Below are 13,173 nucleotides of genomic sequence, written 5' to 3' on the forward strand. Positions count from 1 at the left end.
CCTACTGCTTTTGCTTGCCTGTCTCAAACGTCTTTTGCTATTCGCTTCTTTTCAATGACCGTTATCACTAACGACTGTCACTACTTAGGACCTTACTATGTTTAAAGATATCTCTATCAAAGATTTTGATCCAGTACTTGCTGAAGCCATGGCTGCTGAAAGCGTGCGTCAAGAAAACCATATTGAGCTTATCGCTTCAGAAAACTACTGCTCACAAGCAGTGATGGAAGCACAAGGTACTGATTTAACCAACAAATACGCTGAAGGCTATCCTGGTAAGCGTTATTATGGTGGTTGTGAGCATGTTGACGTCGTTGAACAATTGGCAATCGACCGTGCAAAAGAATTGTTTGGTGCAGAGTATGTGAACGTCCAACCGCATTCTGGTAGCCAAGCAAACTCTGCTGTTTTCTTAGCCTTGTTAGACGCCAATGACACTGTACTTGGTATGAGCTTAGATGCGGGTGGTCACTTGACGCATGGCGCGCATATTAACTTTTCAGGTCTAAACTACCATGCAGTACAGTATGGCTTGGTAGAAGGTACTGGTCTTATCGATTATGACCAAGTTGACGCTTTAGCTCGTGAGCACAAACCTAAAATGATTATTGCTGGTTTTTCAGCGTATTCACAAGTAGTTGATTGGGCACGTTTCCGCGAAATCGCTGATGAAGTTGGGGCTTATCTTTTAGTGGATATGGCTCACGTAGCTGGTCTAGTTGCTGCTGGCGTTTATCCAAGCCCAGTACCATTTGCTGACGTGGTTACTACGACGACGCACAAAACCTTACGTGGTCCACGCTCAGGTATGATTCTTGCTCGTGATGAGAAGCTAGCGAAAAAGCTAAACTCTGCTGTATTCCCAGGCAACCAAGGCGGTCCATTAATGCACGTTATCGCGGCCAAAGCGGTATCATTTAAAGAAGCATTAGAAGACAACTTCAAAACCTATCAGCAGCAAGTGGTTAAAAACGCGCAAGCAATGGCGAAAGTAATCATCGACCGTGGCTATGAAATCATCTCGGGCGGCACCGAGAATCATCTGATGCTGATCAGTCTAGTGAAGCAAGAAATGACGGGCAAAGAAGCGGATAAATGGTTAGGCGATGCGCATATTACGGTCAATAAAAACGCCGTTCCAAACGATCCTAAGTCTCCATTCGTGACCTCTGGTATCCGTATTGGTACACCAGCGATTACGACTCGTGGCTTCAACGAAGTACAAGCTAGCGAGTTGGCAGGTTGGATTTGTGATGTACTAGACAGTCGTGGCGATGAAGCAGTGACTGCTGAAGTCCGTGGTAAAGTGGAAGCTATCTGTAAAGAGCTACCTGTATATGCTAAAAATCAGTAGTTTTGAATGGCTCTTATTTATTAAGAGCTGACTAAAACAAAAAACCGCTTAGCAAATGCTAAGCGGTTTTTTATTTCTGAGTCGATAATGTAGCGGATTAAAACGGCAATTTAGTGAATATTTGCAATACCGTCGCGTTAACGATATCGACAAAGAACGCACCAACCATCGGTACAATCAAAAATGCCTTAGGCGAGGGTAGATAGCGATCGGTCACTGCCTGCATATTGGCAATAGCCGTTGGCGTTGCGCCCATACCAAAACCAGAGTGTCCAGCTGCCAATACTGCCGCATCATAATCTTTGCCCATGATTCTGAAAGTGACAAAGTAAGCATAAGCAATCATAACCGCAGTTTGCACCAGTAAGATTATCAAGACCGGTCCTGCCAAATCTGTCAACTCCCACAGTTTCAATGACAGTAGCGCCATGGCTAAAAATAGGCTTAACGAGGCATTACCAATCACATCAATAGCACGGTCAAACATATCAAAGTTAAAGACCATGGTCAGCGCATTACGAATAATCACCCCGCCTGCCAATGCCCAAACGAAGGTAGGCAACTCAAATGCCGTGCCCTGTGCAACGATGGTCATCAAATCGGCAAACGCCAAAGCACCTGCAAACAATGCTAGACTTTCGATAGTAGAAGAAGCGGTAATTAGACGAATATTATCCGGCTTTTCAAACATCTCTTCATGTCTATCATCACCATCTTCGTCATGTTTGGTGCTATATAATGACTGCTGACCGGCAAGCTTTTCAACTTCACTTTGATTTGGGTTTACCGGTGTTGGTTTAAGTCCCATTTTATTGATTAATCTGCGCGCAACAGGACCACCAACCAGACCACCTGCTACCAAACCATAAGTAGCAGCGGCAATACCAAGAGTCGTGGCACCAACCACGCCGTATTGTTCTTCTAAGACAATACCCCATGCTCCAGCAGTACCATGTCCACCAGTTAAGGCGATAGAACCTGTGACTAGACCGAGCAGCGGATCAAGCCCAAGCGCGCTTGCCATTGCTACCCCAACCACATCCTGCAAGATAATAAAAACGGATACAACGATGGTAAAAATGAGTAGCGGTGAGCCACCCGCTTTTAGACGTCCAAAATCGGCACTTAGACCAATAGAGGCGAAAAACATTAGCATAGTCGCCGTTTGTAACGCTTGATTGAAGTTAAAACTATAACCCCATATCAAGTTAAGCGAGTATACAATCGCGGCAGCAACCAGACCGCCCGCGACAGGCTCTGGAATATTAAAGTCTTCTAAGAATTTGATTTTCTTGACCAAGAAGCGTCCAAGCAACAGTACCAGTGTGGCTAATATCAGAGTGTAATAGCCGTTTAGGGTAACTTCCATATATTCATCCTTTCTATAAATATCAATATAAATTAACCTGAATTCGGGATAAATCTGTTTTTATCTCGAATTCAGATTCTTATCTTATGGGCGACTAAGAGAATCGTCGGACGCCATAATAATCCACAGTTGTGGTTTGCCAAAGTCTCTAAAAGCATCTTCAATGAGACTTTTGAATACCTTAAAATCTTCGTTGTTAATGTTGTAAGTAGCTGTCAAATCAAGAGTTAAATACTCAATATCGCTGTCTGTCAAACAGTCCCACGCCGCATCCCAGTTATGACCAAACCAGCTTGGGAAATCGCATGCCTTTGCTAAGCTATCTAACAATGTATCTTTATTTAGTATATCGCCCATAGGTACAAGGATTGCCTGCTTAGGTATAGCGACAACGGCTTTGCTACTATTATCGATAAGGCTTTGCTCAATGCTGTTTTTGGTCACATAATAAATGGCTTCTCTCATATCATTTCACCTGCAGTTTTTGAAAGCTGTCGTAATGATCCACAGTCAAATAATAGTAGGTTGGCGGATTACCGCCCGTGACAATACGCCTTGCGCCGCGATGAGAAACTGTCGGTGTAGGTACGGTATATTCTCGGTAGTAGCCTTGCGACTGCGCTGGTAGCTTGCCTTCTCGATTATAAAACGTTGTGCCATCTTTATTGGGATAAGGAAACGGTCCACCTTGCTGAATAAGCGCAATGGTTTGATCTATCTGCGTATCACCTGTGATAGATGCTGCATTTACAGGGCTGCTTCTTTCAGTAGCACTTTGTGATAGAGTAGTCGATGGTGTGCTATCTACAAAAAAACTGGCTTTTAAATCAGCAAAGAAGTAAACCGCTACAGCAATAATGGCAATCAAACTAAATAGGGTAGAGAAACGGCTTTTTTTCTGTCTACTAGCACTATTGTTCTTATGCTGATTATTTTTCTGCTGCGTGTTTCGGTTATTTTTTTGCTGAATATTATCTGGGCTACGATGAGCTGAGTTTGCTGTTGAATTTAATGTTGGAGCTTCTAAAATACTCAGCTCACTAGAAGTAACTTCGATGGCGCGCAATTGGTTTTTATCATTACGCTCGCTATTAAAGTAGACACGTTGCCCTTCGCTTATTGGCTGTGATAATCGCACTGACTTTATGTGAAAAAACACATCTTCACTTTGATTGTCAACGTCGATAAAGCCGTAGCCTTTATCGGAATTCCAATGCTTAATCGTGCCACTTTGCATGGGCGTATCGTCCTACCAATAGAGTTTTAGCATACAAAATAATGCTTATATTTGATATAACATATATTTATTAATAACAAAAAAAACGCCAGCAATTAAGCTGACGTTCTGTAACAATTATACTGCAAACAGTATTATAAATTGTATTGAAGACGTAATAAGTTACATACGTGTTTCGCCATGACCGTAAACAATCCACTTTTGTGAAGTTAAACCTTCAAGTCCAACCGGTCCACGCGCGTGAATCTTGTCGGTTGAGATGCCAATTTCGGCACCAAGACCGTATTCAAAACCGTCAGCAAAACGGCTAGAGGCATTAATCATCACGCTTGCCGAGTCGACTTCACGGATAAAGCGTTGTGACTTGGTATAATTATCGGTAATGATGACATCGGTATGATGACTGCCATGGGTATTGATGTGCTCAATCGCTTCATCAATACCCGATAGGATTTTAATAGCTAGAATAGGGGCTAGATATTCGGTATCCCAGTCCTCATCGGTTGCTGCTGACAAATGACCTTTCAGAATGGCATTGTCATTTAAAATAGCCTGCGCTTTATTATCAAGGCGCAGTTGCATCGCATCATCAGCGTTTACAATAGCTTCAGCAACCTTGGGTAACAGCTCAGCGGCGATTGCTTCATCGACCAATAAAGTCTCCATGGTGTTACAAGTGCCATAGCGATGGGTTTTGGCATTGACACTGACTTTGATAGCAATCTCAGGATCGGCATCACTATCGATAAAGGTATGGCAATTACCATCAAGATGTTTAATCACCGGTACGCGCGCATCGCGGCTGATCCGTTCAATCAAGCCTTTACCGCCACGTGGCACGATGACATCGACATAATCAGTCATAGTGATAAGCTCGCCAACCGCTGCACGGTCAGTGGTTTGTAATACTTGCACGCTATATTCTGATAGACCAACTCTTTTTAGTCCCTCTAAAATACATTTGGCAATCGCTTGATTAGACTCAAATGCTTCAGAGCCGCCGCGTAGGATAATGGCGTTGCCTGATTTTAGGGCGAGCGAGGCTGCTTCAAGGGTGACGTTAGGGCGCGACTCATAAATCATCCCGACTACACCAAGTGGTACGCGCATTTTGCCTAAATGAATACCCGACGGACGATACGTCATGTCTGTGACTGCGCCGATAGGGTCAGGCAATGCAGCAACGTCTTTTAAGCCTTGTAACATGCCATCAAAGCGGGCGTCATTTAACTCCAAGCGATCAAGCAACGCGGCATCTAAGTTATTTTTTTGTCCATTAGCCATATCGATTTTATTAGCGGCTAAGATATCTTGCTTGGCATTTTTTAATGTCTCAAAAATTGCCATCAGTGCAGCGTTTTTATCGCCCGTATTGGCAGCAGCCAGTGCTCTTGATGCCGCGCGCGCCTCTTTACCGACGTTCTGCATATAAGCGGTAATATCTGCGTTATTGGTCTGACTCATAAAACTTCATCCTTATAGTTATAAATAGAAAAAGGTTAATGTTATTTAGCGCTCTAGTGGCGCTCTGCTATTTAACATAGAGGAGATTAGGTCGATAGTAAAGCCGATTTTGTCAATGGAGATGTCTTGCCGCTATATAATAGTCATTATTTAAAGACAGATTGGTGGTTACGTATTTTTAACAGAAAGTGACTGCAACTACTAAGGTAGTCGATAGCAATCGTCCGTATAGTGATTGCTGAGAAAAGCAAACTCGTTCCCGCTGTACTGTATTATTCATAGAATGACTCGGCTGGACGACAGCTATGGTTGTAGTAAAAACTGATTATAGTAAATAACCATATTGGAGAATAAACATGACAATTGAGCAACAACAAATGAAAAAATCTAGCATGTATCAAAACTGGTTAAGCGTTGGCTTGGTCGCCGCAGCACTAACCTTAAGCGCCTGTGGTAAAAATGATGAGCCAGCAGCAGAAACGCCAGCAGCAGTTGATGCCCAGACAGCGGTAGAAGATGAAGCTACGGGTGTTGCCACTGCGAATAGTACTGACGATGTGGCGGTTGCAACGGCTGATAATGATACAGCAGTGGATGGCACAGATGACGTAGCAGTGGCGACTGCTGAGTAGGAGCGCTAATTGAATAGATGGCATAGACGATATTAAAAGCGAACAGCAGGTTTCAAGCTACTAATATGGTATATAACACAGCGCTAACGTTATTAAGATGATAAAATAAAGCCCATAACGGATTGTGCGTTATGGGCTTTATTTTATAAAGGCTATTTATTACTGCCAAATTATTATCGCCAAACGCTTTTTTATCCTACACGCATTTTTACTCTTATTTTCATTCATATTTATTGGAAGTCTGCTAAACCATGCTTGATACTGCAAATAATCCGACTCGACCGATCGCTTTAGATTTACAAGATATTCATAAAAGCTTCGGCTCATTGGCCGTACTTAAAGGGGTATCTTTGACTGCCTATGATGGCGATGTTATCTCTATTTTAGGCTCATCCGGTTCAGGTAAGTCGACCTTGCTGCGCTGTATTAATTTACTCGAAAAGCCCAATCAAGGTCGCATTATTATCGGTAATGATGAGCTGATACTAAAGCCGTCTAAGTCGGGAGAATTACAAGCGGCTGATATCAAGCAGCTAGAACACTTACGCGCGCGCGTAGGTTTTGTCTTTCAGAATTTCAATTTATGGCCACATAAAACGATTATTGACAATATTATCGAAGGGCCAATACAAGTTTTAAAAATAAAAAAAGACCAAGCGATTAGCGATGCTGAAAAGTTGCTGGATAAAGTGGGTTTGCTCGATAAAAAAGATGCTTATCCAGCGAATCTATCCGGTGGTCAGCGCCAACGTGTTGCTATCGCGCGCGCCCTGGCGATGCAGCCGCAAGTTTTGTTATTTGATGAGCCGACTTCTGCGCTTGACCCTGAGTTGGTCAATGAAGTGCTTGCCGTTATGCGAGAGCTGGCAGCAGAGGGACGCACGATGCTGATTGTGACCCATGAGATGCGTTTTGCTCGTGACGTTTCTAGCAAGGTGGTGTTTCTACATCAAGGTGTTATTGAAGAAATTGGTACGCCTGAGCAAGTTTTTGATCATCCCAAGTCTCAGCGCGTCAAAGACTTTATGGCTTCACATCGTCAACATTGATATAACGGTCTAAAGGCTATCTGGATATCTATGACTGTGATTCTTATGAATAGAGTATTGATAAATATTTAAAAATAACAACATTGCCCATCAGTAAGTCTAGCGCTTGAATTATTACTAGATAATCACAGTAGGTATGCAAAACGTTTGTTTTTGATATTTTACTCAGGTATTATCAAAAGAGCTGTAGGCGGGTGCTAAATGCGCTTGCCTATATATCAGTATCTAATAGCATAAGTATTGAACAGCCTAAATATCCAACTACCTGAATCTGAGTGACTTACTCTGGCAGGGACGTCAGAGAAACTTATATATCAAAGCGCTATATTATAAATCATAGTAAACACCCATCAGAATTTAAGGAACGTACGATGTCGAATTCTCGTCTATTGTGGTCATCGATGACCGTTACCGCCGCGCTCATGTTGGGTGCTTGTAGTCAACCTGCCAATGAAGCTACTGAACCCAATGCAGATGCACCGGCAGCAGAAACTGCTGGCAAGACCATTCGTATCGCGACTGAAGGCGCATATCCTCCTTTTAACTATACCAATGCTGATGGTAGTTTGGCGGGTTATGATATCGACGTTGCCAATGCATTATGTAAGCAGATGCAAGCCAAATGTGAAATCGTCGCTCAGGACTGGGATGGTATTATTCCGGGTTTATTGGCGCAAAAATACGATGCGGTTATCGCTGGTATGTCTATTACCGCTGAACGCCAAGAGAAAGTCGATTTCAGTGAGCCTTACTTTGCCAATACCATGGTTTGGCTAACCGACACCAAAGGCAGTTTTGACCCTAAAGCCATTAAAGACCTAAAGCTTGGCGGTCAACGTTCAACGACACCGGGTGCTTATTTACAAGACAATTATGAAGGCAAAAATGGCAATACCGTTAAGCTCTATGATAACTATGACAATGCTTATTTGGACCTAAAATCTGGTCGTAGTGATGCAGTTTTAGCTGAAAAAGTCTCAGCAAAATCATGGTTAGCGGACAATCCAGAAGGCTTTGGTATCGTCGGTGATGAGATTGATAATGATGACAATATTGCCATTGCTGTGCGTAAAGGCGATTCAATCAAAGAAGACTTCAATAAAGCGCTGAGTGAGATCCGTAGCAACGGTGAACTTGCCCGCCTTGAACAGCAAAACTTTGGTCAATAAGCTGTAATCAATAGCTTTGATTGATAATGTCCGTCTTAAACGGCGGATATATATACGGCTGGTAAATATATTAAGGAATAATCACTATGACAGTTTCAATCACTTCATCAACGTCCTCATCACTTATCAAAAAAACTTTGTGGTTAGCGCCATTAAGTGCCGCTATGCTGATGCTGGCAGGTTGTAATAATAGCTCTGCACCGGTAGAAACTACTGAAACAGATGCTGCCACTGATGAGCCGTTAAATATCAAAATTGCGACAGAATCAAGCTACAAACCGTTTAGCTATACCGATGCAAACGGCAAGTTAATCGGCTATGAGATTGAATTGGTCGATGCTTTATGTGAGCAAATGAAAGCTAAATGTGAAGTTATCTCTCAAGATTGGGATGGTTTGATTCCGGGTTTGAATGCGCAGAAGTTTGACGCTGCGATTGCTGGTATGTCAATCACTCCTGAGCGTAAAGAAGTGGTCGAATTTAGCGACCCTTACTTCCATACCGGCATCATTTTAATCGGTAAAAAGGGCGATGATGTCAGTGTTGACGCGTTAAAAGGTCAGCCAATTGCCTCACAGCGTTCAACCGTTGCCTCGCAATATCTGCAACAAAAACACGCCGATGCTGATATCAAGCTTTATGATACCCAAGATAACGCCTATCTAGATCTGACCTCAGGTCGTGTACGAGCGATGATGTCTGATAAAGTGACTGGTATCGACTGGCTAAAAACTGAAGCCGGTAAAGACTATGAAGTCAAAGGTCAAGAGATCAGCACCAGTGATGATGCGATGGGTATTGCTTTTCGTAAAGGCGATCCTTTGGTTGCCAAATTTAATAAAGCCTTGGCTGAGTTAAAAGACAACGGTACTTATGACCAAATCACTGGTAGCTATTTTGGTACCAGCTCAACTGCTGCGGCTCAAAAAGCAGTCGCAACGAGTGATGTCAAAGAAGTGGTGGTCGTTGATAAAGGTAATGTTGATGCCAATGCAGTGATTGCTAAAGAAGAGCAAGCAGAAGCGGCAACGAACTAATACTAATACGGGTATTGGTTAATAGATGAGATGTTGCGCATAGTTTTTGCGCAACATCTCATCTATTTCTATGCGCCAACGCTTATTAATATTTTACGACGTAATAATATCAAGGATGATTATGAGCACACGTTTTGTCCCAGTTACCGCTTCAATGACTAGCAGTTCTGCCTTTATATCAGTAACTGCTAAGCACCTTGCAAAACCTATGCTAGTAATGGCGGCGCTCTTAGCGTTTACAGGCTGTAGTAACGGTCAAAATGAAGCGAATGATACGGTTAGCTCAGATACTAATAAAACAGCTGAGACAACAGTCGCTGCGGCAGATGATAATGTGCTGCGTATCGGTACTGAGGGTGCTTATGCACCTTTTAACTATACCAATACCGATGGCACACTGGGCGGCTTTGATATTGAAATCGCCAATGCTATCTGTGCAGATATGCAAGTGACTTGTAAGATTATGGCGCAAGATTGGGATGGTATTATCCCTGGTTTAAAAGCGGGTAAGTATGATGCTATCGTCGCGGCAATGTCAGTCACCCCTGAGCGCGCGCAACAAGTGGCTTTTACCGATCCGTATTTTAGCAATGCGCTGGTGTTTTTAGCCAAAAAAGACAGTAGCTTTGATCCTGCTAAAGTCACTGATATTAATGCGCATTCTATCGCCGCCCAGCGCTCAACCATCTCTTCGCAGTGGTTAGAGAATGCTTATCCAAAAGCGGATATGAAGCTATATGACACATTAAGCAATGCGTTTCTGGACTTAGGTGCTGGTCGTGTTGATGCCATGATATCGGACAAACTGCCGGCGGTTGAATGGCTGAGCTCGACATCTGGTAGCGATTATGTGTTAAAAGGCACTGATATTGATATCAATGATAACTTTGCGATCGCCGTACGCCCAGGCGATGCGCTACAAGCAAAAATTAATACCGCATTAGCCAATATTAAAGCCAATGGCACCTACGATAAAATCAATCAAAAGTACTTTGCTGTGCCAGCCTCTGCTCAAGCGACAGATACTGCTAGTGCCAATGATACAAGTACACCAGTAGTAGCTTCTGAACAACCAGTAACGCCAGAAAAAGCTCAATAGTTCTTTAGCTAAGATTGTATTGATAGTGAGAGAGGACATTACCAGATGGGCGATGTCCTTTTTTTTGTGTCAGATATTTATGGGTATACTATTTTTTTAGAAGTTATTGAACATTAGATTTACTATAATTTTGCTGCATTTAGAGCTACTTAAAGGTAAGAGTATTTATTTAGGTAATGCTTTTATACGTCAGTATTAACATCGCAGCGAATGAATATGATAAAATCAGCGCTCATTTCTACTGTGTCAATTACCGCGGCAATAATCGTATGTATTTAGCGTCAATCTATGACGCAAATGATTAATATCTGTTTGGTCTAAACTACGTTTATTAGCAGCGCTCAGCTATTGATGCTGATTCTTTTAACTCATATTTTGCAATTTGCTAATATAAAGAGACTGAGTGGATAATTGTGTTTGATTTACAAGGATTTGGCGCGCTTTTATTAAGCGGCGCTACCGTCACCATACAGCTTGCCATGACCAGCTTGGTCATCGGCATGTTTTTGGGCTTGCTCGGGGCCACAGCAAAGCTGTCTAATATCTGGCTGCTGCGCAAAATCGCGACGGTTTATACTGCCACCATGCGCGGTATTCCAGAGCTATTATTGGTGCTGTTTATTTATTATGGCGGCTCTATATTGCTCATGAGCATTCTCAAAAAGTTCGGCTATAACGACTATGTCGAGATCAGTGCTTTTTGGGGCGGCGTGATGGCATTGTCTATCGCTTTTGGTGCTTATGCGACCGAAATTTTTCGCATGTCGATTCAAGAGATTCCGATAGGGCAGCGAGAAGCGGCGCAAGCGATTGGCATGCGTCCTTTTCAGACTTTTTATCGCATTACTTTACCGCAAGTCTGGCAAATTGCACTGCCTGGTTTGGGTAATTTATTTCTAGTGTTGCTAAAAGATACGGCGTTGGTGTCAGTTGTAGGTCTTAAAGATATCATGTATCAGTCTTCACGCGCTGCGCAGTCAACACAGCAGCCGTTTACCTTTTATATGGCAGCGGCGATTATTTATTTGGGTCTGACCATGCTGATTACTGGCTTTATGATGTGGCTAGAATGGCGTGCCAATCCGGCAGCGCGTTATGCCAAAAAGCTCAGCCGTCAAACCACTCATCGTCAATCGACCATAGGATAAAGGGAGAAATACTATGGATTGGAATTGGCAGGTTATTTTTGATCATATCCCTGATTTACTCGGTGGCGCGGTACTGACTGTGCAGTTAGTCTTGTTCTCGGGTATTATTGGGTTATTTTTTGGTTTGATTCTAGCGCTGCTGCGGTTGTCCAAAAATTGGCTAGTACAAGTACTACCATTTTTATATATCTTCTTTTTCCGTGGCACGCCGCTACTGGTACAGATATTTCTAATTTACTATGGTCTTGGGCAGTTCGAAGCAGTACGTAATTCTTTCCTATGGGAGCCAGTCCTGAGTCAAGCTTACTGGTGTGCCATTATTGCCTTTACCCTAAATACCAGTGCTTATTTAGCCGAAATTATCCGCGGTGCGATTCAAAATATTCCGGTGGGTGAGCTTGAAGCTGCTGATGCGATTGGGATGTCAAAATGGCAGAAGCTGACCCGTATTACTTTACCGCGTGCTTTTGGTATTGTGATTCCGGCATACAGCAACGAAGTTATCTTTATGCTAAAGGGCAGTGCGCTGGCGTCAACGATTGCTTTGATGGATATTACAGGCGTTGCTCGTACTATTAGTGCGCGCACGTATACCTTGATGGAATTGTTCTTCGCCGCCGGTATCGTTTATCTCTTATTATCTTGGGTGATTTTATTTAGCTTTAGAATGTTTGAAAAGCGTATGAATCGTCACGCAAGCTATGTACCGCCAGATGTAACTACGCATACCGTTGGCTAATAAGTGGTCATGAAAATAACTTATGATAAACGTCGTGTTAAATAGTGCAGTATCTGTCTCTTTTTAAAATATCAATCATTTGCTGTGAGTGCCTAGTATGAGCCAATCACTACCTATCTCCATAGTCGACGCGATTGCTGTCAGTGTCAATGATGACGCGAGCATCGCCACCGTTAACGATAGCGTACGAGCATCCATCGGCAAGGTTATTTGTGTTGGCCGTAACTATGCAGAACACGCGCGTGAGCTTGGTAATGAGATACCAAAATCGCCTATTTTATTTATGAAGCCCGCGTCGTCCGTGGTCAGCGTGCACAATGAGATTGTCCGTCCAAATCCAGCGATATATGGTGACACTCATTATGAAGCCGAGCTGTGTATTCAACTGGCAGCTGACTTGTCGGCAGCCACGCTTGAGCAAGCGCAAAAAGCAATCGGTGGCGTAACCTTGGGACTCGATTTAACCTTACGCGAGCTACAAAGCAAGCTAAAAGACAAAGGTCATCCATGGGAGCGTGCCAAATGCTTTGATGGTGCTTGTGTGCTAGCTGATTGGATTGATCCGCAAGCATTTGGTGACTTTAAGAATGTCGAATATCAGTTTTATATTAATAATGAACTCAAGCAAAATGGCGCAAGCGCGTTGATGCTATTTCCAGTTCATGAGTTGTTGGTCGATATCAGTCATGCTTTTAGTTTGCAAGCAGGTGATGTTATTATGACCGGTACACCAAGTGGCGTTGGGATACTTCAGGCAGGTGCTGCGCTGACATTAAAGCTTGGTACCTATGAATGGCAGTCGCAAGTTCGATAAATTTACTGTAGCAGCAGTATGATATTAATCTTTAAGTGCATCGAAGTTATAAAAAAATCCTA

General features: G+C 43.0%; 13 protein-coding genes. 9 read left to right on the forward strand and 4 right to left on the reverse strand.

The window, feature by feature from the left end; translation table 11 throughout:
• Positions 1-97 precede the first annotated feature (97 nt).
• Positions 98-1,354, forward strand: a complete 1,257-nt coding sequence (gene glyA / locus ACMHKH_RS01110; RefSeq protein WP_413518847.1) for a serine hydroxymethyltransferase — start codon at positions 98-100, stop codon at positions 1,352-1,354.
• Positions 1,355-1,451: 97 nt separating this feature from the next.
• Here the strand turns inward: glyA and gltS are convergent, their stop codons facing one another.
• The 4 genes from gltS to ACMHKH_RS01130 form a co-directional block, all read right to left on the reverse strand.
• On the reverse strand, positions 1,452-2,723 hold the full coding sequence (gene gltS / locus ACMHKH_RS01115) for a sodium/glutamate symporter (protein ID WP_413518848.1): 1,272 nt from the start codon (positions 2,721-2,723) through the stop codon (positions 1,452-1,454).
• A gap of 84 nt (positions 2,724-2,807) precedes the next feature.
• Positions 2,808-3,188 (reverse strand): barstar family protein, encoded by a 381-nt coding sequence (locus tag ACMHKH_RS01120; protein ID WP_413518849.1) that lies wholly within the window; start codon positions 3,186-3,188, stop codon positions 2,808-2,810.
• 1 nt (position 3,189) lies between these two features.
• Positions 3,190-3,960: a ribonuclease domain-containing protein gene (locus tag ACMHKH_RS01125; protein WP_413518850.1), complete on the reverse strand. Its 771-nt coding sequence runs from the start codon at positions 3,958-3,960 to the stop codon at positions 3,190-3,192.
• Positions 3,961-4,122: 162 nt separating this feature from the next.
• Positions 4,123-5,424: a glutamate-5-semialdehyde dehydrogenase gene (locus ACMHKH_RS01130; RefSeq protein ID WP_413518851.1), complete on the reverse strand. Its 1,302-nt coding sequence runs from the start codon at positions 5,422-5,424 to the stop codon at positions 4,123-4,125.
• 356 nt (positions 5,425-5,780) lie between these two features.
• Between ACMHKH_RS01130 and ACMHKH_RS01135 the strand changes: the two genes are divergently transcribed.
• The 8 genes from ACMHKH_RS01135 (at position 5,781) to ACMHKH_RS01170 (ending at position 13,111) form a co-directional block, all read left to right on the forward strand.
• The gene (locus ACMHKH_RS01135) at positions 5,781-6,056 is read left to right on the forward strand and encodes a hypothetical protein (protein WP_413518852.1); all 276 of its coding nucleotides are present in this window, start codon (positions 5,781-5,783) and stop codon (positions 6,054-6,056) included.
• Positions 6,057-6,307: 251 nt separating this feature from the next.
• On the forward strand, positions 6,308-7,105 hold the full coding sequence (locus tag ACMHKH_RS01140; protein WP_413518853.1) for an ABC transporter ATP-binding protein: 798 nt from the start codon (positions 6,308-6,310) through the stop codon (positions 7,103-7,105).
• Positions 7,106-7,476: 371 nt separating this feature from the next.
• Positions 7,477-8,274, forward strand: coding sequence for a transporter substrate-binding domain-containing protein (locus tag ACMHKH_RS01145; RefSeq protein WP_413518854.1), 798 nt, complete (start codon positions 7,477-7,479; stop codon positions 8,272-8,274).
• 86 nt (positions 8,275-8,360) lie between these two features.
• Complete coding sequence (locus ACMHKH_RS01150) at positions 8,361-9,311, forward strand: transporter substrate-binding domain-containing protein (RefSeq protein ID WP_413518855.1); 951 nt, start codon at positions 8,361-8,363, stop codon at positions 9,309-9,311.
• Positions 9,312-9,465: 154 nt separating this feature from the next.
• Positions 9,466-10,410, forward strand: coding sequence for a transporter substrate-binding domain-containing protein (locus ACMHKH_RS01155; protein WP_413518950.1), 945 nt, complete (start codon positions 9,466-9,468; stop codon positions 10,408-10,410).
• Positions 10,411-10,823: 413 nt separating this feature from the next.
• A complete protein-coding gene (locus ACMHKH_RS01160; RefSeq protein WP_413518856.1) occupies positions 10,824-11,558 on the forward strand; it encodes an ABC transporter permease in 735 nt (244 codons plus the stop codon).
• 13 nt (positions 11,559-11,571) lie between these two features.
• The gene (locus tag ACMHKH_RS01165; RefSeq protein ID WP_413518857.1) at positions 11,572-12,297 is read left to right on the forward strand and encodes an ABC transporter permease; all 726 of its coding nucleotides are present in this window, start codon (positions 11,572-11,574) and stop codon (positions 12,295-12,297) included.
• A 97-nt stretch (positions 12,298-12,394) separates the two neighbouring features.
• Entirely contained in the window at positions 12,395-13,111 is a 717-nt protein-coding gene (locus ACMHKH_RS01170; RefSeq protein WP_413518858.1) for a fumarylacetoacetate hydrolase family protein, read from the forward strand.
• Positions 13,112-13,173: the final 62 nt, after the last annotated feature.

It is taken from the genome of Psychrobacter glacincola (genome assembly GCF_965118485.1).
Classification (GTDB): Bacteria; Pseudomonadota; Gammaproteobacteria; order Pseudomonadales; family Moraxellaceae; genus Psychrobacter; species Psychrobacter glacincola_D.

What these genes read in the sequence shown, in the direction of transcription:
- ACMHKH_RS01155 (WP_413518950.1), top strand. Translation starts at nt 9,466, where the DNA reads ATGACTAGCAGTTCTGCCTTTATATCAGTAACTGCTAAGCACCTTGCA.
- gltS (WP_413518848.1), bottom strand. Translation starts at nt 2,723, where the DNA reads ATGGAAGTTACCCTAAACGGCTATTACACTCTGATATTAGCCACACTG.
- ACMHKH_RS01120 (WP_413518849.1), bottom strand. Translation starts at nt 3,188, where the DNA reads ATGAGAGAAGCCATTTATTATGTGACCAAAAACAGCATTGAGCAAAGC.
- ACMHKH_RS01135 (WP_413518852.1), top strand. Translation starts at nt 5,781, where the DNA reads ATGACAATTGAGCAACAACAAATGAAAAAATCTAGCATGTATCAAAAC.
- glyA (WP_413518847.1), top strand. Translation starts at nt 98, where the DNA reads ATGTTTAAAGATATCTCTATCAAAGATTTTGATCCAGTACTTGCTGAA.
- ACMHKH_RS01145 (WP_413518854.1), top strand. Translation starts at nt 7,477, where the DNA reads ATGTCGAATTCTCGTCTATTGTGGTCATCGATGACCGTTACCGCCGCG.
- ACMHKH_RS01170 (WP_413518858.1), top strand. Translation starts at nt 12,395, where the DNA reads ATGAGCCAATCACTACCTATCTCCATAGTCGACGCGATTGCTGTCAGT.
- ACMHKH_RS01165 (WP_413518857.1), top strand. Translation starts at nt 11,572, where the DNA reads ATGGATTGGAATTGGCAGGTTATTTTTGATCATATCCCTGATTTACTC.
- ACMHKH_RS01150 (WP_413518855.1), top strand. Translation starts at nt 8,361, where the DNA reads ATGACAGTTTCAATCACTTCATCAACGTCCTCATCACTTATCAAAAAA.
- ACMHKH_RS01140 (WP_413518853.1), top strand. Translation starts at nt 6,308, where the DNA reads ATGCTTGATACTGCAAATAATCCGACTCGACCGATCGCTTTAGATTTA.
- ACMHKH_RS01125 (WP_413518850.1), bottom strand. Translation starts at nt 3,960, where the DNA reads ATGCAAAGTGGCACGATTAAGCATTGGAATTCCGATAAAGGCTACGGC.
- ACMHKH_RS01130 (WP_413518851.1), bottom strand. Translation starts at nt 5,424, where the DNA reads ATGAGTCAGACCAATAACGCAGATATTACCGCTTATATGCAGAACGTC.